This is a genomic window from Aeromonas sp. WP2-W18-CRE-05 (genome assembly GCF_014168615.1).
In the GTDB taxonomy this organism is placed as follows: Bacteria; Pseudomonadota; Gammaproteobacteria; order Enterobacterales; family Aeromonadaceae; genus Aeromonas; species Aeromonas caviae.
The window spans coordinates 1,017,953-1,036,602 of record NZ_AP021917.1 but is presented as its reverse complement, the minus strand read 5'-3'; the positions used below and the strand labels follow the sequence as shown (position 1 = coordinate 1,036,602).

General features: G+C 50.9%; 16 protein-coding genes and 3 pseudogenes. 12 read left to right on the top strand and 7 right to left on the bottom strand.

What is annotated here, in order from left to right; genetic code table 11:
• Positions 1–206 precede the first annotated feature (206 nt).
• Positions 207–707: a restriction endonuclease gene (locus H7R73_RS05135; protein WP_182951547.1), complete on the bottom strand. Its 501-nt coding sequence runs from the start codon at positions 705–707 to the stop codon at positions 207–209.
• A gap of 151 nt (positions 708–858) precedes the next feature.
• Between H7R73_RS05135 and H7R73_RS05130 the strand changes: the two genes are divergently transcribed.
• Together H7R73_RS05130 and H7R73_RS05125 are read left to right on the top strand one after the other, a co-directional pair.
• Positions 859–2,133 carry an IS4-like element ISApu2 family transposase gene (locus tag H7R73_RS05130; protein WP_011191341.1) on the top strand — a complete coding sequence of 425 codons (1,275 nt, stop codon included), beginning with the start codon at positions 859–861 and terminating at the stop codon, positions 2,131–2,133.
• A gap of 14 nt (positions 2,134–2,147) precedes the next feature.
• Positions 2,148–2,291, top strand: a pseudogene (locus H7R73_RS05125) (IS630 family transposase); the annotation flags it as partial.
• A 15-nt stretch (positions 2,292–2,306) separates the two neighbouring features.
• On the opposite strand, the gene H7R73_RS05120 reads toward H7R73_RS05125, so the two are convergent.
• On the bottom strand, positions 2,307–2,612 hold the full coding sequence (locus H7R73_RS05120; RefSeq protein ID WP_182951546.1) for a hypothetical protein: 306 nt from the start codon (positions 2,610–2,612) through the stop codon (positions 2,307–2,309).
• 131 nt (positions 2,613–2,743) lie between these two features.
• Complete coding sequence (locus H7R73_RS05115; protein ID WP_011191341.1) at positions 2,744–4,018, bottom strand: IS4-like element ISApu2 family transposase; 1,275 nt, start codon at positions 4,016–4,018, stop codon at positions 2,744–2,746.
• 259 nt (positions 4,019–4,277) lie between these two features.
• Here H7R73_RS05115 and H7R73_RS05110 point away from each other — a divergent pair, with 259 nt between their 5' ends.
• The 7 genes and pseudogenes from H7R73_RS05110 to H7R73_RS24535 all read left to right on the top strand — a co-directional run.
• Positions 4,278–5,309, top strand: coding sequence for an IS630-like element ISAhy2 family transposase (locus H7R73_RS05110; RefSeq protein WP_001809438.1), 1,032 nt, complete (start codon positions 4,278–4,280; stop codon positions 5,307–5,309).
• A gap of 142 nt (positions 5,310–5,451) precedes the next feature.
• Positions 5,452–5,640, top strand: a complete 189-nt coding sequence (locus H7R73_RS05105; RefSeq protein ID WP_103260707.1) for a helix-turn-helix transcriptional regulator — start codon at positions 5,452–5,454, stop codon at positions 5,638–5,640.
• 341 nt (positions 5,641–5,981) lie between these two features.
• A complete protein-coding gene (locus H7R73_RS05100; RefSeq protein ID WP_223956763.1) occupies positions 5,982–6,962 on the top strand; it encodes an IS5-like element IS5 family transposase in 981 nt (326 codons plus the stop codon).
• Positions 6,963–7,265: 303 nt separating this feature from the next.
• Positions 7,266–7,946: an inovirus Gp2 family protein gene (locus H7R73_RS05095; RefSeq protein WP_103260706.1), complete on the top strand. Its 681-nt coding sequence runs from the start codon at positions 7,266–7,268 to the stop codon at positions 7,944–7,946.
• Positions 7,947–7,956: 10 nt separating this feature from the next.
• A complete protein-coding gene (locus tag H7R73_RS05090) occupies positions 7,957–8,106 on the top strand; it encodes a hypothetical protein (RefSeq protein ID WP_182951545.1) in 150 nt (49 codons plus the stop codon).
• Between the two features lie 8 nt (positions 8,107–8,114).
• Positions 8,115–9,277, top strand: a protein-coding gene (locus H7R73_RS05085; protein WP_103259777.1) for an IS3 family transposase whose coding sequence is annotated in 2 segments (ribosomal slippage) — positions 8,115–8,370 and positions 8,370–9,277 — 1,164 coding nt in all. Because the reading frame shifts where the segments join, the coding sequence is not laid out codon by codon here.
• Positions 9,278–10,047: 770 nt separating this feature from the next.
• Positions 10,048–10,104, top strand: a pseudogene (locus H7R73_RS24535) (hypothetical protein); the annotation flags it as partial.
• Positions 10,105–10,251: 147 nt separating this feature from the next.
• Here the strand turns inward: H7R73_RS24535 and umuC are convergent.
• Positions 10,252–11,511 carry a translesion error-prone DNA polymerase V subunit UmuC gene (gene umuC, locus H7R73_RS05075; RefSeq protein WP_103260704.1) on the bottom strand — a complete coding sequence of 420 codons (1,260 nt, stop codon included), beginning with the start codon at positions 11,509–11,511 and terminating at the stop codon, positions 10,252–10,254.
• Positions 11,492–11,683 carry a hypothetical protein gene (locus tag H7R73_RS24125; RefSeq protein WP_269475237.1) on the bottom strand — a complete coding sequence of 64 codons (192 nt, stop codon included), beginning with the start codon at positions 11,681–11,683 and terminating at the stop codon, positions 11,492–11,494. Before H7R73_RS24125 ends, umuC begins: the two co-directional genes overlap by 20 nt.
• Before the next feature lie 199 nt (positions 11,684–11,882).
• On the opposite strand from H7R73_RS24125, the gene H7R73_RS05070 reads away from it, so the two are divergent.
• The 3 genes from H7R73_RS05070 to H7R73_RS05060 are packed head-to-tail and all read left to right on the top strand — an operon-like array spanning position 11,883 to position 16,297.
• Entirely contained in the window at positions 11,883–12,719 is an 837-nt protein-coding gene (locus H7R73_RS05070) for a WYL domain-containing protein (RefSeq protein ID WP_197971172.1), read from the top strand.
• 51 nt (positions 12,720–12,770) lie between these two features.
• A complete protein-coding gene (locus H7R73_RS05065; protein ID WP_103260703.1) occupies positions 12,771–16,046 on the top strand; it encodes an SNF2-related protein in 3,276 nt (1,091 codons plus the stop codon).
• Positions 16,047–16,057: 11 nt separating this feature from the next.
• Complete coding sequence (locus tag H7R73_RS05060) at positions 16,058–16,297, top strand: DUF4391 domain-containing protein (protein WP_182951544.1); 240 nt, start codon at positions 16,058–16,060, stop codon at positions 16,295–16,297.
• Here H7R73_RS05060 and H7R73_RS05055 read toward each other — a convergent pair.
• Both H7R73_RS05055 and H7R73_RS05050 read right to left on the bottom strand, forming a co-directional pair.
• Positions 16,265–17,539, bottom strand: coding sequence for an IS4-like element ISApu2 family transposase (locus tag H7R73_RS05055; RefSeq protein WP_011191341.1), 1,275 nt, complete (start codon positions 17,537–17,539; stop codon positions 16,265–16,267). The two genes, H7R73_RS05060 and H7R73_RS05055, sit on opposite strands and share 33 nt — an antisense overlap.
• Positions 17,540–17,640: 101 nt before the next feature.
• Positions 17,641–18,537, bottom strand: a pseudogene (locus H7R73_RS05050) (IS630-like element ISAhy2 family transposase); the annotation flags it as partial.
• Positions 18,538–18,650 lie beyond the last annotated feature (113 nt).

Sequence of the window (18,650 nt, the reverse complement as noted above, 5' to 3'; positions counted from 1 at the left end):
AGGGGATGGCTGAGGCTGCGATGCCCCGAAAGTTGTTAATCCTGAGTTGACGAATCTGCATCAAGACTTCTGTTGATTGACTTGTTTTTCACAATTCAGCATGTCGGCGTAATTCAAAAATTTGTTACTGCTTTTCTTTTTAAATCAGATAGTGTGATACAAGTCTCTAAGTCAGAAAACCCTGACTCAGAGACTTTATTTAGCCATTACCTAACAATATTCATCAGGCTCTTGAAGCTGTCCACTACGCTGTAACTGACCTTTTTCGATGAGATTTGTTCGCTTAATTTTTCGAAGAAGCGCTTGGCGCAATCGACCTTGGCCTGCTCCATAGCCTTCAGTTGCAGCGACTCCATCGAACCCTTGGTCTCTGCAACAAAATAGACATGCTTGACGGCTGCCTCTTCGAACGCAATCGCCCAGTCCGGGTTATAGTCGCCAACCGGCGTTGGTATGGAAAAGCCCCGAGGTAGCTTGGCATAGACCGTCACTTCCTTGGCTGATTCAAGTCCGCCAGGCTCATCGGATTTCGGATCACCAAAGACCAGTTTGCGCTCCACGTCCGAATCGGTGATCAGATAATCATAGATGTGCTTCTTCAACGGCTGGCCTGCATGGACGAAATCTTGCTTGGATTGCCCAGCAGTAAAGATGCTGCTATCAAACTTATCTTCAAGCAGGTCATACGTCAGATGCTCCACCACCATGGTGGCCTTTTGCGTATTAATCAGACGAGCTGTCTGGCTAATAAAATCCTCATGTACAGGATCTTTAGCTACAACCAATTGAAATAGATAGAAAAAAGGCTTCGTTTGTGATCTGATTTAATCGCAAAAAAAAACCGACACGCCCGAAGCCATGACTATTATCAATGCAACCCAGTACCTCAAGCAACTTCTTAGCTCTTCTGAACTCAACCGGATCGGTAAATTTACCGGTTTTTGTCAGCGACTCCGGGATATCCAGCCTGCGAGACTACTCCCGGCTCTGCTCTCAGGGCTTGGTTGCGACAAGGTGGATGGTATTGCTGGTTTGCATCGCCATTTCAATGCGTTGCAGCTCCATGATACTGACCAAATAGCGTATAAACCCTTTCACAACCAGTTACGCAAGCAGGGTTTTCCCTTGTTCATGCGCGCACTGGTTGAACGAGCCATCGCCTTACGCCTCAAGGAGTGTCTACCGGACGCCCACGGACTGGCAGGCTTTGAGCAGGTACTGCTGCAGGACGGGTCGTCATTCGCGTTACATCCGCAATTGGCAGAACATTTCCCGGGCCGATTCAATAAGCACAGCCCCGCTGCGGTAGAGTGTCATATGACCATGTCCTTGCTGGACCAGTCGCCGATATCGATGAGTATCACGGCGGATACCGAATCGGAGCGCAAGCATCTTCCGGCCGCAAATTCGTTAAATAACAAACTGTTATTGGCGGATGCCGGTTACATCAGCCGCGAGTACTTTGCTGATGTGACCAAAGCCAAAGGAAGCTATCTGGTCAGAGGGAGTCAAAATCTCAATCCCAAAGTACAGGCAGCTTACCGACAGGACGGCAGGGAAATGCCCAAGTTACTCGGAAAAAAGCTCAAGGATATCGATCGGAGAAGCTGCAGAGCCGAGGTTCTGGATCTGGATGTGAGTTCGGGAAAGTATAAATATCGACTCATAAGACGTTGGTTTGCAGAGGAAAAACGGTTCTGTATATGGATGACCAATCTTCCGCGTGAGCGATGGCCAGCCGAGAAGGTGATGGCATTGTATCGTTGCCGTTGGCAGATCGAACTGTTGTTCAAAGAGCTGAAATCACATAACCGGTTGAAGGCGTTCGCGACACGACAAAAAGCGATAGCGGAAGGCTTGATCTGGGCTAGTTTGCTGGCCTTGCTGGTCAAACGTCGGCTGGCGCTGACGCTGATTGGCAGCGCGGAGTTATCGATGCTGAAGATTGCCAAAAACAGCGCGCTTTGGTTAATGCCGATATTGGCGAGCATCATCCATGGTGCGTGGCAGGAAATAACAGAGAAGTTGGAGTGGGCAATGGTGTATTTATCCAAAAACGGCAAAAAGAGTAGGCAGAGAAAATCCAAGCAAAACAACACGTTAGACGGTATTATTAATTCGCTTGCCGCTTAAGGTTCTGTACATGAGAACGGCTATGGCACAAGTTACATGAAACCATCACGCGCAATCATCAATGCAGAGGGATGGCAAACCTGCTGGCCCGAGTGAAACACTTCATGGATACCGTGTCTCCTTTCCCGGGGAATGGCTATGGCACAGCGAAGGTGTAGCACTATTGGGATCAGTTATTTAGGGTTACTCTCTAGCCAACGGAAGTCATCTTGCTTGAGACAGTATTTTTCAAATTCGGTAGTGATCGTATTTATCCATCGCTCAAGATTTAATTCGTTTTTATTCCTTACATCAGCTTCTTGCATGTGTTTCTTAGCCTGGTCTGTAAAGGCTAGGTGTTGAAGTTTTTTGTTTAATTCATCTCTTTCTGGTGTCTTGATTATCGGGTGGTTGTTAACCTGACAGGTTCTATACCAAAGATAATCGATGAATACATCGTCTCTTGGGATGATATTGCGCCTTATACCATTTACAGCCATGCCATTACCTCAAAGTATAAAAACAATATGAATACTACAACGTAGTGTTTCATGTGTACTTTAATGTTGGTTTTTGTGATGGTTTTAACAGATTTTTTAGGTGGTGCTTATCTCTCTTCATGTACAGAACCTTAAGCGGCAAGCGAATTAATAATACCGTCTAACGTGTTGTTTTGCTTGGATTTTCTCTGCCTACTCTTTTTGCCGTTTTTGGATAAATACACCATTGCCCACTCCAACTTCTCTGTTATTTCCTGCCACGCACCATGGATGATGCTCGCCAATATCGGCATTAACCAAAGCGCGCTGTTTTTGGCAATCTTCAGCATCGATAACTCCGCGCTGCCAATCAGCGTCAGCGCCAGCCGACGTTTGACCAGCAAGGCCAGCAAACTAGCCCAGATCAAGCCTTCCGCTATCGCTTTTTGTCGTGTCGCGAACGCCTTCAACCGGTTATGTGATTTCAGCTCTTTGAACAACAGTTCGATCTGCCAACGGCAACGATACAATGCCATCACCTTCTCGGCTGGCCATCGCTCACGCGGAAGATTGGTCATCCATATACAGAACCGTTTTTCCTCTGCAAACCAACGTCTTATGAGTCGATATTTATACTTTCCCGAACTCACATCCAGATCCAGAACCTCGGCTCTGCAGCTTCTCCGATCGATATCCTTGAGCTTTTTTCCGAGTAACTTGGGCATTTCCCTGCCGTCCTGTCGGTAAGCTGCCTGTACTTTGGGATTGAGATTTTGACTCCCTCTGACCAGATAGCTTCCTTTGGCTTTGGTCACATCAGCAAAGTACTCGCGGCTGATGTAACCGGCATCCGCCAATAACAGTTTGTTATTTAACGAATTTGCGGCCGGAAGATGCTTGCGCTCCGATTCGGTATCCGCCGTGATACTCATCGATATCGGCGACTGGTCCAGCAAGGACATGGTCATATGACACTCTACCGCAGCGGGGCTGTGCTTATTGAATCGGCCCGGGAAATGTTCTGCCAATTGCGGATGTAACGCGAATGACGACCCGTCCTGCAGCAGTACCTGCTCAAAGCCTGCCAGTCCGTGGGCGTCCGGTAGACACTCCTTGAGGCGTAAGGCGATGGCTCGTTCAACCAGTGCGCGCATGAACAAGGGAAAACCCTGCTTGCGTAACTGGTTGTGAAAGGGTTTATACGCTATTTGGTCAGTATCATGGAGCTGCAACGCATTGAAATGGCGATGCAAACCAGCAATACCATCCACCTTGTCGCAACCAAGCCCTGAGAGCAGAGCCGGGAGTAGTCTCGCAGGCTGGATATCCCGGAGTCGCTGACAAAAACCGGTAAATTTACCGATCCGGTTGAGTTCAGAAGAGCTAAGAAGTTGCTTGAGGTACTGGGTTGCATTGATAATAGTCATGGCTTCGGGCGTGTCGGTTTTTTTTTGCGATTAAATCAGATCACAAACGAAGCCTTTTTTCTATCTATTTCAATTGGTTGTAGCTAAAGATCCTGTACATGTATCTCTCTTAACTCCAGTCATTATCGCTATCATAGCACTTCTAGTGTCCTAAATAGCTGTTCCGAATAGTAGATCACCGGAGGAAGGGAACTCAGTCCAGTTTGTGCGATCTGATTAGTCGCTAAACAAAACAAGCCACACCCAAAGGACTGAGTTGATGCCTATCCTACCACCTCTGCCACGACCACAACGGCGCCGCATTCACAAAATCATCCATGCCACCCGTGATAAAGGACATGCTCGTCGCTTGATGGCCATCTTGCTGTTACATGAAGGACGCACGATCACCGATGTTCATCACCTTACCGGCGCTGCGCGCTCGACCATCGGTCGTTGGCTTCGGTGGTATCGAGATGAAGGCATAGATGCGCTAGAAGCCTTACCGGCTGGCCGTGCCCCAGTCTTACCTATCGCCAAGATTGTCACCTTACTGGTGCTGCTCATGCAGTTTTCTCCGCAAGATTTTGGTTATCAGCGCAGCCGTTGGTGTACTGAACTATTGGCTATAAAAATCAATCGGTTAACAGGGCTAAATGTGGCAGCCTCCACGCTCCGCCGATGGTTACCTCGTATGGGCATTGTCTGGCGCAGGCCCGTGCCGACCTTGCGGATAAAAGACCCAGCCTATCAGGAAAAAATGGCGAATATCGACGCCGCGCTGGCCCGCTGTGATGCCGATAATCCGGTGTTTTATGAGGATGAAGTCGATATAGACCTCAATCCCAAATTAGGAGCCGACTGGATGTTCAGAGCGCAGCAAAAGCGGGTTGTCACACCGGGGCAGAATGCCAAGCATTATCTGGCAGGCGTTCTCCACGCAGGCAACGGAAGGGTACTTTACGTCAGCGGGATCAAGAAAAACTCATCGCTGTTTATTGCCATGCTGGAAAAGCTGCGCCACCACTACCGACGAGCCAAAACCATCACGTTGATCCTCGATAACTACATCATTCACAAAAGCAAACAGACCGAGCGATGGTTGAAGAAGAATCCCAAGTTCTGCCTGGTGTTCCAGCCAGTTTACAGCCCTTGGGTTAATCACATAGAACGGCTATGGCACAAGTTACATGAAACCATCACGCGCAATCATCAATGCAGAGGGATGGCAAACCTGCTGGCCCGAGTGAAACACTTCATGGATACCGTGTCTCCTTTCCCGGGGAATGGCTATGGCACAGCGAAGGTGTAGCACTATTGGGATCAGTTATTTAGTATGAATAGATTGCATTAGAAGGGGTTGTCAAGCAGGCTACTTGGCGCTGTAACTCTGCTCCATACGTAAACTATTACGGTATCGCTCCAGCTATGAACCAATAGCTGGAGACCAAGCCATGAAACTCATTAAACTGAAAGACGTTACCGAAATGACCACGTTATCCAAAGCCACAATTTATCGCTTGATAAAGCAAGGTGTATTCCCTCCTCAAATTTCTTTGGGGCCAAGAGCTGTGGCGTGGCGGTTAAGTGATGTAGTCGCCTGGATTGAACAAAGGTCCTTGAGTAGCTTCGTGTCGATGTAATAACTCAAGAGTATGTTATCGTCTGTGAAAGAAGGTATTTACGTAGTATTTAAGTTAAAAGTACTGAGGATGCCGAGAGTTTTGAACCTCTCTCTATTCGGTATATGTAATATACCTATAAACAATGGCTCAACAGTATGCCTATCAACCGCAGTAGGCCTATCAACAATACACTCTGTGTTACGTACCCACCACGGGAATATCAGCCACACTAAGTGGCTGTACAGTCTACGCAGCATTGCTAAGGCCTGACTCAATGGGTATGTTCGCTAGGGAAGGTGCGAACAAGTCCCTGATATGAGATCATGTTTGTCATCTGGAGCCATGGAACAGGGTTCATCATGAGTCATCAACTTACCTTCGCCGACAGTGAATTCAGCAGTAAGCGCCGTCAGACCAGAAAAGAGATTTTCTTGTCCCGCATGGAGCAGATTCTGCCATGGCAAAACATGGTGGAAGTCATCGAGCCGTTTTACCCCAAGGCTGGTAGTGGCCGGCGACCTTATCCGCTGGAAACCATGCTACGCATTCACTGCATGCAGCATTGGTACAACCTGAGCGATGGCGCGATGGAAGATGCTCTGTACGAAATCGCCTCCATGCGTCTGTTTGCCCGATTATCCCTGGATAGCGCCTTGCCGGACCGCACCACCATCATGAATTTCCGCCACCTGCTGGAGCAGCATCAACTGGCCCGCCAATTGTTCAAGACCATCAATCGCTGGCTGGCCGAAGCAGGCGTCATGATGACTCAAGGCACCTTGGTCGATGCCACCATCATTGAGGCACCCAGCTCGACCAAGAACAAAGAGCAGCAACGCGATCCGCAGATGCATCAGACCAAGAAAGGCAATCAGTGGCACTTTGGCATGAAGGCCCACATTGGTGTCGATGCCAAGAGTGGCCTGACCCACAGCCTAGTCACCACCGCGGCCAACGAGCATGACCTCAATCAGCTGGGTAATCTGCTGCATGGAGAGGAGCAATTTGTCTCAGCCGATGCCGGCTACCAAGGGGCGCCACAGCGCGAGGAGCTGGCCGAGGTGGATGTGGACTGGCTGATCGCCGAGCGCCCCGGCAAGGTAAGAACCTTGAAAAAGCATCCACGCAAGAACAAAACGGCCATCAACATCGAATACATGAAAGCCAGCATCCGGGCCAAGGTGGAGCACCCATTTCGCATCATCAAGCGACAGTTCGGCTTCGTGAAAGCCAGATACAAGGGGTTGCTGAAAAACGATAACCAACTGGCGATGTTATTCACGCTGGCCAACCTGTTTCGGGCGGACCAAATGATACGTCAGTGGGAGAGATCTCACTAAAAACTGGGAATAACGCCTTAAATGGCGAAGAAACGGTCTAAATAGGCTGATTCGAGGCATTTACGGGAGAAAAAATCGGCTCAAACATGAAGAAATGAAATGACTGAGTCAGCCGAGAAGAATTTCCCCGCTTATTCGCACCTTCCCTAGGGCTACATACCCTCCGCACTGACGTCCTACTGTAATAAATTACATCATCCACTTAATGGATGAGTGGACTTGCACGGCCACTCTGACCACCCACAAAATCTACATGCATTAAATCGGCATGGGGTTAACCATGCCTGCCGAAAAGGAGGCGAGATGAATTCATCGTTGGGCTACCAGCTTAGCTCTGAGGAGCTTAATAACCTGCTCGCAGCAGCTGAGCAGCGTTATGGGAGTATTTCACCCTATTACTTAACCAAGTTGTCACAGGTCATTACAAACTGCTTGGATATATATCCCCGTGTGTTTGCCGTGCGTGTGGACTTGCGTTTACCACAAGCTAATTTGCCAGAGGAGCCTGATATACCACTGTGCTTTCCTCGGCCGGACTCAGCGGTAATTACACGTTTCTTTGGTGCACTTAAAAGCCAATTGGTAGCGGACCACTACCGTAAAGGCAGGCGAGGACCGACAGCCTTTCCTGCATATATCTGGGTGCGTGAGCAGGACTCGAGTGCGAGCCAGCATTACCACGTGGTGCTGCTCTTTAATAAAGACGTCTATGCGTACTTGGGGGCCTACCGTAACGCTGCTACCGACAACATGTCCCTTAGAATACAGCGTGCTTGGTGTAGTGCTCTTGGACTTGCCTACCCGGACTATGCGTCTTTAGTGCATTTTCCGAAGAACCCTGCGTACGTATTTGACCGCCGTGCTGCGACGGTACATTCCCCAGCGTATCGCGAGTTTTTATTGCGAGCTACGTATTTAGCGAAGACCAAAACAAAGGTTCCCGGTCAGCGTAATTTTGGTAGTAGTCAACTTTTTGGAAAGTAAGGAGAGTAACATGACGGAAATTAACAAGAGTGAAGTAGTAGGCGAAAACGCACAACCAGAATTTGAGCAGTATATGCATACTCCTACTGTGTGTAGCTATTGTAGTGGTCTAATCATCCCGGACACCATTTTAGGTGGTACAGTCGCCACCATGACTTGAGGTGTTCAATGACAAGATTACGTCGCTCATTTACTGCTGAATTCAAACTCGAAGCCGCATCCCTGGTACTCGACCAGGGATACTCTGTCCCCGAAGCCAGCCGTTCACTGGATGTCGGTGAAACCATACTTCGCCGATGGGTTCAGCAGCTTCAATCCGAACGAACCGGCACCACCCCAATCGGCAAGGCGCTGACCCCGGAGCAGCAGAAAATCCAGGAGCTGGAAGCCCGCATCAACCGGCTCGAGCGCGAAAAGGACATTCTAAAAAAGGCTACGGCTCTCTTGATGACGGACGAGTTCAAACGTACGCGCTGATAGACCGATTAAGAGAGCAAGCCCCTATCACTCTGGTCTGCTGTGCTTTCGATGTTCCAACATCCTGTTTTTACGACTATCTGGCCCGCAAGCGGACGATTAACCGTGAGCGGATGCAGCAACGCAGCGAGTTGCGCCGTTTGTTCAAAGAGAGCCGGAACTCAGCGGGCAGCCGCGCCTTGATGTCGATGATGCGAGAGCTGGGGCATCAGATTGGCCGATTCAAAGTGCGCAGTCTGATGAAGGAGGTCGGTCTGGTATCCAAGCAACCGGGCGCTCATCGCTATCAGGTCGCCCGGTCTGAACGACCGGATATTCCCAATCTGCTGGCCCGTGAATTTGATGTCCAGCAGCCCAATCAGGTGTGGTGTGGCGATATCACCTACGTCTGGGCAGGTGGTCGTTGGAATTATCTGGCGGTGGTGCTCGACCTTTATGCCCGCCGAGTCGTGGGCTGGGCGATGTCTGACAAGCCTGATGCAGAGCTGGTAATAAAAGCGCTCGAGATGGCCTATCAGCAGCGGGGTTGCCCATCAGGTGTGCTGTTTCACTCCGACCAAGGCAGCCAATATGGCAGCCGGGCATTTCGGCAGCGGCTGTGGCGCCATCGCATGACCCAGAGCATGAGTCGGCGTGGCAACTGTTGGGATAATGCACCGATGGAGCGGTTGTTCAGGAGTCTGAAGACAGAGTGGCTCCCGACAACGGGATATATGAACCTGCGGGAGGCGAAGCGGGATATCAGCTATTACCTGATGGATTACTACAACTGGCGGCGTCCACATCAACACAATGACGGGAGCGCGCCAGCAAAAGCCGAGGATCGGCCTAACCAAGTGTCCGGATTTAGTTGACCACTACATATTCAGCGCATTATGATCTAAAGCCGGTCGTAACGAAGGATCTTCTAAGGAAATTATGGTGGGGAGCGACTGACCCAGTATCGGCGCGTTATGCGTTTAGTTTGGAAATCTATTTCGGTGCCCGGCATTTTAATGATGTTTGCACTGCGACAGAGTGGATGTCCACTTGGTTGGTGTGTGACTCCAAAACTCAAGTTTTATTTAAAGACTTGGAGTGTGTTGTCTGCCGTGTGAGTCGCTCTCACGACATGACGTTGGTGCGCATGGTCTTCTTATTCAGTGCCTGTAAGCAAGCGACAAGGCCTGAGTGGTTTGCCTATCGAGTGGCAGAATACTGGCGTGAGTGCATCTTGCGGCGCTTTCGTTTCTGCAAAGAAGTAGAGCGGCTTCCTATGGAGCCCGGCTTGGGGCGTGTAGCGTACCACTGTATAGACCAAGAGGACATTGCCTTAACCGTGTTTGAATGGCTAATGAGTGGCCACCGGCTATACGGTGATAACGCTGCACAGGCGGAGTATTTCTGCGGTCGTCACATCAAAAAGCAGGAGGTGGGTTATTTTTAAGTCCTTGTTGCAGGAGGGAGCCTTGGCTCCCTCCTTTATTCATGTTCTTATTGGGGGGGGCAGAGTTATCGTCAAATCTGGTGTATGAGACAACCAGGCGACTTTCCTTTCTGAGATATGCTGTGCATTCCATCCTTGCAGGTAGAAACGCTGGTAAAAATGAAGGTATAAATACGGGTAAAAACACCGCAGGCCATCTTGGCGGAACTGGCGGCTGGGCCGACCATAACGCTCAAGCAAGTTGCAGAGCGTATTGGCAAGTCGAGCAGTACCATGGAGAGAACTGTGGCAGTGCTGGTCAAGGACGGTCGATTACGTTTTGTTGGACCGCGTAAGAGCGGACTTGGGAGGTACTGGATCCGGATGTGTAACCATTTAGCTCCGCAACTAACCGACTCAGGACTACCTCGCCACCGGCAGGTCCTCCCAACGGGTGGTGTAACAGGGGCTCAGGTGCTCTTGTCGCATCATCCACTCAGGCGACCCCGTGTCTTGGCTGGCAAAGCCTACGCGCCCCAATCCCTTGGCTTTGATCTGGTCCATCACGGCCATCAGCGCATCTGATTGGGCGGAGGACGGGGCAAACAGGTCAGCCTGTTGCTGCCCCTTGGGGGTGAACTCACTCAGCATGACACCCCCCTTCTGATAGCGGTAACCGTCGCGCCAAATCTGCGGTAGCAGCACGTTCACTTGCTGCAGCAGCAACCGGGTATCATCGCTAGGGCAGACCAGCCGGACGCCAGCCTGCTCACTGTAGTAAGGCGCTCGTTCGTCAAAGGGGCTGGTTCGCACGAACAGGTGCACCCGCTGGCAACACATCCCCTCGGCCCGCAGCTTCTCGGCTGCGCGAGCCATAAAGCCTGACAACGCTTGGGCCATTTCTCCACGGCCAGTCACGCGCTCACCAAAGGAACGGCTCGAGAGGATCTGCAGCTTCGCCGCCGGTTCAACGGTCAGCTCTGCGCAAGGCAGGCCACGCAGTTCCTGTACGATCCGCTCGACCACAACGCCGTATTGGGCGCGTAACCCTTTGGTGTCGCTAGCCACCAGGTCAGCCACGGTGTTGATGCCTTGTGCCACCAACTTGGCTCCCAAGCGCCGTCCTATGCCCCACACCTCGTCCACCGGGGTGATAGCCATCAGCCTGGCACGGCGCAGTTCGTCACGCAAGTCCACGACGCCGCCCGTGGCAGGCCACTTCTTGGCTGCATAGTTGGCCAGCTTGGCGAGGGTCTTGGTGGGGCCAATCCCGACCCCTACCGTTAGGCCGGTCCACTGCCACACTCGCTGCCGGATCTGTTGTCCATAGGCTGTCAGGTCCCCGGCAAACGACTCCGACAGTGACAGGAATGCTTCATCGATGGAGTAGACCTCCAGCTCGGGGGCCATGGTCTCCAACGTGCTCATCACCCTGCCAGACATGTCTCCATAGAGCGCGTAGTTGGAGCTGAATGCCACACCGCCATGCGCCTCGAACTGCTCGCGGACCTTGAAGTAGGGCCCGGCCATCTTGATACCCATCGCCTTGGCTTCGGGGCTGCGCGACACCACGCATCCATCGTTGTTGGAGAGCACCACGATCGGGCGGCCACGCAGCTCAGGGCGAAACAGCGGCTCACAGCTGGCGTAGAAGTTGTTTACATCAACGAGCGCTATAGCCATCACGCTGCCTCAGATTGCCAATCACATGGGTGACCACTCCGAACAACTCCAGGGAGAGGCTCATACAAGGGTCGATAGGCGCGAACGCCGGATTGGCTGGCAACAGCCGCAACCTAGGCTTGAGCTGCAAGGTCTTTACCGTGAAGCCGCCATCGAGTAGTGCAATCACCACATCACCCTCGACGCTGTTTATACGCTGGATAAATCAGCCGATAAGAGCCGCATAAGGCAGTTTTATCACCAAACTCACATCAAGGCATCATTTTGATTGCATGACTTGTTCGTTATGATAGCTTAAGTCTCTATTGAACATATCTGACCGTAACCGCATGCAGGTTCTAGACGAGCTTCCCTACGCCCAGCGAGAGCGCTTGGCGTATATCGATTTTTGCCTCAACTACTTTGGCTCTATCACGCGTGCTGCGCTGATTGAGCGCTTCTGTATTGGTCCTGCAGCTGCGACCCGAGACTTTGGGACCTATAAGGAGTTTTGTGCGGGCAACCTGGTGTTGCGTCCTCAAAACAAGGTCTATGAGCGGACTCCTGCATTCAAACCGTTGTTTGACCATGAGCCTACCGCCGCACTCTCTTGTCTGGCTTTTGGTTTTGGCAATGGCATCACACAACCACATTTACCGAATTCGCGTTGCTTGGCACCACAGCAATTGATCCAGCCCAAGACTGAAATGTTGTCAGCTCTAATGCGTGCCATTCACTTACAAAAAGCAATCAGCTGTAGCTATGTATCGCTCTCGTCCGGGCGGACACTGCGTGAACTGGTGCCCCACAGCTTGGCCAATGATGGCCATCGCTGGCATGTCCGAGCCTTTGATCGGCTCCGGCAGGCGTTCCGGGATTTCTCCTGTTCGCGCTTTGACTCTGTCTTTTTGTTAAATGATGTTCCGTCGGGAAAAGAGACCCGTGAGTTCGATCATCAGTGGAACCGAATTGTTGATTTGGAGCTGATCCCGCACCCTGCGATAGCTCATCCAGAGGCCATAGCGATGGACTATGGCATGGTTGATGGTAAGCGTGATGTGCAGGTCCGTGCCGCATTGGCGGGCTATCTGCTCAACTACTGGAATGTGGACTGTTCCCCTGAGCACAACTTGCCTGCCGAGCGCCATCCGCTGGCCTTGAACAATCAGGCCACCTTGTATGGCGTAGAGAATCTGATGTTGGCTCCAGGTTATGGGGCGAACCATTAATGAACAGTCGTTGGATAGCATTTCCGAAGCGTGGTCACATAGGTCCCAAGCATGAAGCTGATTGATAACATTAATTCTCTATTGGGTGATGAACTGAAGAACAGCTTGTTGCCGGGAGCCAAGCTGAAGATTGCTGCCTCGTGTTTTTCTATCTATGCCTACGAGGCGTTGAAGCAGCAGTTGGAACAAGTGGATGAACTGGAGTTCATCTTTACGGCGCCCACATTTGTTGAAGAAGAAGCGGTCGATAAGCTGAAGAAGGAAAAGCGCGAGTTTCATATTCCAGATGAAGGAAAGGAACGCGCCTTCTTCGGTAGCGAGTTCGAGATTCAGCTAAAAAACAAGCTGACCCAGAAGGCGATTGCGCGCGAGTGTGCAGACTGGATCAGGCGCAAGGCAAAGTTCCGCTCCAATCTGACATCGGCTCCCATGCAACAGTTTGCTATTGTCGAGTCGGCTCCCCAGAACATGGTCTATCAACCCCTGCAAGGTTTTACTGCCGTTGATTTGGGTTATCAAAAGGGTAATGCTGTATCCAACCTCGTTATGGGAATGGATGAAGTTAGCTCAACTCAGACCTTTCTTTCGGTATTTGATCAGGTCTGGCACGACAAAGAAAAACTGACCGATGTGACGGATCGCCTGGTGCAATACATGAGCACCGTCTATCAGGAAAACCCGCCGGAACAGATCTATTTTCAGTTGCTCTACAACCTGTTCAATGAGTTCCTAGAAGATATCAATGAAGACGTTTTGCCCAATGATAAAACGGGCTATCGCGACAGTCTGATCTGGCAAAAACTTTTTAATTACCAGCGAGATGCGGCCACCGGCATCATCAACAAGCTGGAAACTTACAACGGTTGCATACTGGCGGATAGTGTTGGTCTCGGGAAAACCTTTACTGCATTGGCTGTCGTGAAGTACTACGAGCTGCGCAACAAGTCGGTACTGGTGCTATGTCCAAAAAAACTGGCAGAGAACTGGACCAACTACAACAGCAACTTCACTACCAATCCATTTGTTAAAGATCGTTTTAACTTTGATGTGCTTTGTCACACCGATCTGCAGCGCACCAAAGGCGAGTCTCTGGGCATGTCGCTTAGCCGGGTGAACTGGGGCAATTATGATTTGGTGGTGATCGATGAGTCTCACAACTTCCGTAACAACCAGGCCTACAAGGAACAGGAAACTCGCTATCAGGCGTTGATGAACAGGGTGATTCGGGCGGGTGTTAAAACCAAGGTTCTGATGCTCTCGGCAACGCCGGTAAACAACAAATTCAGCGATCTGAAGAATCAACTGGCATTGGCGTATGAAGGGGATTCCGCTACGCTGCACAAGAAACTTGATACCCATCTGGGGATAGATGAGATATTCAAGCGGGCTCAGAAGGCATTTAATAATTGGGCTGAACTGGAGCCCGAGAAGCGCACCGCCACGGCTCTGTTAGCGGCCTTGGATTTCGACTTCTTCCGGCTGCTGGATAGCGTCACCATTGCACGCTCTCGTCGGCATATTCAGACCTTCTACGATACCAAGGATATTGGTCGGTTCCCTACTCGCAATAAACCCTTGTCGTTTCAGCCTCCGTTGACACAGCATGCCGGGGTCATTGGCTTCAATGAAATTTTCGAGCAGCTCTCAGGCCTACGTCTGGCTGTGTACGCGCCGGTGAGTTACATACTGCCGAGCAGAATGGCCAAGTACGAGGCCATGTACGACACAAACGTGCAGGGGGGGAAGAGCCGACTCCGTCAGGCAGACCGTGAGAAGGCCTTGCAACGCCTGATGACGATCAACCTGCTCAAACGTCTGGAAAGCTCGGTCCAAGCCTTTCGTCTGACTCTACAGGGGTTGCAGCGCCTGTTAAAGGAAGCATTGGGCAATATTGATGCCTTTAAGCGCAAAGGCTCTGACAGTGGCATGGATGAGGCTCGTGTGCTTACAGGGGCGCGAGATTGGGATCTGGAAGATGAGGGGGAACTGGAAGAATTGGCCGATGCCTTTTCTACCGGCGGCACAATCAAAATCAACTTGGCAGACATGGACATTCTCAGCTGGGAACGGCACCTGAGCGATGATCTGAACATCATCGATGGGTTGCTGACCGAAATGGCCAAGGTGACACCACAACAAGATGCCAAACTCGCCCATCTTAAAAACTTGTTACAACAAAAATGGCAAAACCCAATCAATCCTGGTAATCGCAAGGTTCTGCTTTTCACTGCATTTGCTGATACGGCCGATTACCTTTACGAACAGCTAGCGCCTCTGTGCCAGCAACATAGGTTGCACCTTGGCAAGGTCACTGGCAGTAGCGCGGCCAAATCAACTGTTGGCAAGGGGTATGACTTCCAGAGTCTACTGACGCTCTTTTCTCCTCGCTCGAAAGAGAAAGCCCATATCTTGCCTGATGAGCCAGCCGAGCTGGATCTCTTAATTGGGACAGATTGCATTTCCGAAGGCCAAAACCTGCAGGATTGCGATTACCTGGTGAATTACGACATTCACTGGAACCCGGTACGCATCATCCAGCGTTTTGGGCGCGTCGATCGTATCGGCTCGCTCAATGAGTGCATTCAGCTAGTCAACTACTGGCCAGATATCAGCCTTGATGAGTACATCAACCTCAAAGAGCGGGTGGAGAATCGTATGGTGATCTCCGATCTGACTTCAACAGGGGATGATAACGTGCTGACCGCTCAGGCCAACGATGTGGCCTATCGCAAGGAGCAGCTTAAGCGCTTACAAGAGGAGGTCATCGATCTGGAGGATGTCAAAAGCGGCATCTCGATCACCGATCTCGGTTTAAATGAGTTCAGAATGGATTTACTGAACTATCTGAAAACCCACCCTGATATTACACACCTGCCCAATGGGTTGCATACCGTCGTGGCTGCCGACCCCGCGCGGGGCCTGATTCCTGGTGTCATTTTTGCGCTGCGTAATCGCCATGCCGGAGTGAATATTGATCAGCAAAACAGGCTACATCCCTACTACCTGATCTACATGGCGGATAATGGCGACGTCGCTATCAACCACCTGCAGGCTAAGCCTTTGCTGGACCGGATCCGCGCCGCCTGTAAGGGCAAGGAAAGTGCTGACGAAATGGTTTGCCAGCTGTTCAATCAAGTAACGCAGGATGGCCGTAAGATGGCCCACTATTCGGCGCTGCTGGATCAGGCTATTCATGCCATGGTGGCGGTGAAAGAACAAAGTGATATCGACAGCCTGTTCAGTGGGGGGCCGACAACTGCGCTCAAGAATGAGATTGCGGGGCTGGATCAGTTCGAGTTGATCAACTTCATCGTGGTACAGGGATAAGAGCGGATAGCATGACATCCCATTATCGCTTTCCGCGCCCTACCGAATTGAACCGCCGCCTCCCCAAAGAGGCGCTGTATCAAAGACTGAACCCGACGGCGGCCTTGCGGCAGTTGTTTGTGACCCAGGTGCAAGAGATTAACTGGTCGCACAAGCTATCATCCGACACCCTGAATATGGCCGCAGTTGGCGACTATCTAGAATTCATGTACAGAACCTTAAGCGGCAAGCGAATTAATAATACCGTCTAACGTGTTGTTTTGCTTGGATTTTCTCTGCCTACTCTTTTTGCCGTTTTTGGATAAATACACCATTGCCCACTCCAACTTCTCTGTTATTTCCTGCCACGCACCATGGATGATGCTCGCCAATATCGGCATTAACCAAAGCGCGCTGTTTTTGGCAATCTTCAGCATCGATAACTCCGCGCTGCCAATCAGCGTCAGCGCCAGCCGACGTTTGACCAGCAAGGCCAGCAAACTAGCCCAGATCAAGCCTTCCGCTATCGCTTTTTGTCGTGTCGCGAACGCCTTCAACCGGTTATGTGATTTCAGCTCTTTGAACAACAGTTCGATCTGCCAACGGCAACGATACAATGCCATCACCTTCTCGGCTGGCCATCGCTCACGCGGAAGATTGGTCATCCATATACAGAACCGTTTTTCCTCTGCAAACCAACGTCTTATGAGTCGATATTTATACTTTCCCGAACTCACATCCAGATCCAGAACCTCGGCTCTGCAGCTTCTCCGATCGATATCCTTGAGCTTTTTTCCGAGTAACTTGGGCATTTCCCTGCCGTCCTGTCGGTAAGCTGCCTGTACTTTGGGATTGAGATTTTGACTCCCTCTGACCAGATAGCTTCCTTTGGCTTTGGTCACATCAGCAAAGTACTCGCGGCTGATGTAACCGGCATCCGCCAATAACAGTTTGTTATTTAACGAATTTGCGGCCGGAAGATGCTTGCGCTCCGATTCGGTATCCGCCGTGATACTCATCGATATCGGCGACTGGTCCAGCAAGGACATGGTCATATGACACTCTACCGCAGCGGGGCTGTGCTTATTGAATCGGCCCGGGAAATGTTCTGCCAATTGCGGATGTAACGCGAATGACGACCCGTCCTGCAGCAGTACCTGCTCAAAGCCTGCCAGTCCGTGGGCGTCCGGTAGACACTCCTTGAGGCGTAAGGCGATGGCTCGTTCAACCAGTGCGCGCATGAACAAGGGAAAACCCTGCTTGCGTAACTGGTTGTGAAAGGGTTTATACGCTATTTGGTCAGTATCATGGAGCTGCAACGCATTGAAATGGCGATGCAAACCAGCAATACCATCCACCTTGTCGCAACCAAGCCCTGAGAGCAGAGCCGGGAGTAGTCTCGCAGGCTGGATATCCCGGAGTCGCTGACAAAAACCGGTAAATTTACCGATCCGGTTGAGTTCAGAAGAGCTAAGAAGTTGCTTGAGGTACTGGGTTGCATTGATAATAGTCATGGCTTCGGGCGTGTCGGTTTTTTTTTGCGATTAAATCAGATCACAAACGAAGCCTTTTTTCTATCTATTTCAATTGGTTGTAGCTAAAGATCCTGTACATGTAGCCGTTCTATGTGATTAACCCAAGGGCTGTAAACTGGCTGGAACACCAGGCAGAACTTGGGATTCTTCTTCAACCATCGCTCGGTCTGTTTGCTTTTGTGAATGATGTAGTTATCGAGGATCAACGTGATGGTTTTGGCTCGTCGGTAGTGGTGGCGCAGCTTTTCCAGCATGGCAATAAACAGCGATGAGTTTTTCTTGATCCCGCTGACGTAAAGTACCCTTCCGTTGCCTGCGTGGAGAACGCCTGCCAGATAATGCTTGGCATTCTGCCCCGGTGTGACAACCCGCTTTTGCTGCGCTCTGAACATCCAGTCGGCTCCTAATTTGGGATTGAGGTCTATATCGACTTCATCCTCATAAAACACCGGATTATCGGCATCACAGCGGGCCAGCGCGGCGTCGATATTCGCCATTTTTTCCTGATAGGCTGGGTCTTTTATCCGCAAGGTCGGCACGGGCCTGCGCCAGACAATGCCCATACGAGGTAACCATCGGCGGAGCGTGGAGGCTGCCACATTTAGCCCTGTTAACCGATTGATTTTTATAGCCAATAGTTCAGTACACCAACGGCTGCGCTGATAACCAAAATCTTGCGGAGAAAACTGCATGAGCAGCACCAGTAAGGTGACAATCTTGGCGATAGGTAAGACTGGGGCACGGCCAGCCGGTAAGGCTTCTAGCGCATCTATGCCTTCATCTCGATACCACCGAAGCCAACGACCGATGGTCGAGCGCGCAGCGCCGGTAAGGTGATGAACATCGGTGATCGTGCGTCCTTCATGTAACAGCAAGATGGCCATCAAGCGACGAGCATGTCCTTTATCACGGGTGGCATGGATGATTTTGTGAATGCGGCGCCGTTGTGGTCGTGGCAGAGGTGGTAGGATAGGCATCAACTCAGTCCTTTGGGTGTGGCTTGTTTTGTTTAGCGACTAATCAGATCGCACAAACTGGACTGAGTTCCCTTCCTCCGGTGATCTACTATTCGGAACAGCTATTTAGGCAA

Coding starts and splice junctions, on each gene's coding strand:
- H7R73_RS05120 (WP_182951546.1), bottom strand. CDS start 2,612: ATGGCTGTAAATGGTATAAGGCGCAATATCATCCCAAGAGACGATGTA.
- H7R73_RS05135 (WP_182951547.1), bottom strand. CDS start 707: ATGGTGGTGGAGCATCTGACGTATGACCTGCTTGAAGATAAGTTTGAT.
- H7R73_RS05130 (WP_011191341.1), top strand. CDS start 859: ATGACTATTATCAATGCAACCCAGTACCTCAAGCAACTTCTTAGCTCT.
- H7R73_RS05060 (WP_182951544.1), top strand. CDS start 16,058: ATGACATCCCATTATCGCTTTCCGCGCCCTACCGAATTGAACCGCCGC.
- H7R73_RS05105 (WP_103260707.1), top strand. CDS start 5,452: ATGAAACTCATTAAACTGAAAGACGTTACCGAAATGACCACGTTATCC.
- umuC (WP_103260704.1), bottom strand. CDS start 11,511: ATGGCTATAGCGCTCGTTGATGTAAACAACTTCTACGCCAGCTGTGAG.
- H7R73_RS05090 (WP_182951545.1), top strand. CDS start 7,957: ATGACGGAAATTAACAAGAGTGAAGTAGTAGGCGAAAACGCACAACCA.
- H7R73_RS05100 (WP_223956763.1), top strand. CDS start 5,982: ATGAGTCATCAACTTACCTTCGCCGACAGTGAATTCAGCAGTAAGCGC.
- H7R73_RS05110 (WP_001809438.1), top strand. CDS start 4,278: ATGCCTATCCTACCACCTCTGCCACGACCACAACGGCGCCGCATTCAC.
- H7R73_RS05115 (WP_011191341.1), bottom strand. CDS start 4,018: ATGACTATTATCAATGCAACCCAGTACCTCAAGCAACTTCTTAGCTCT.
- H7R73_RS05095 (WP_103260706.1), top strand. CDS start 7,266: ATGAATTCATCGTTGGGCTACCAGCTTAGCTCTGAGGAGCTTAATAAC.
- H7R73_RS05065 (WP_103260703.1), top strand. CDS start 12,771: ATGAAGCTGATTGATAACATTAATTCTCTATTGGGTGATGAACTGAAG.
- H7R73_RS05055 (WP_011191341.1), bottom strand. CDS start 17,539: ATGACTATTATCAATGCAACCCAGTACCTCAAGCAACTTCTTAGCTCT.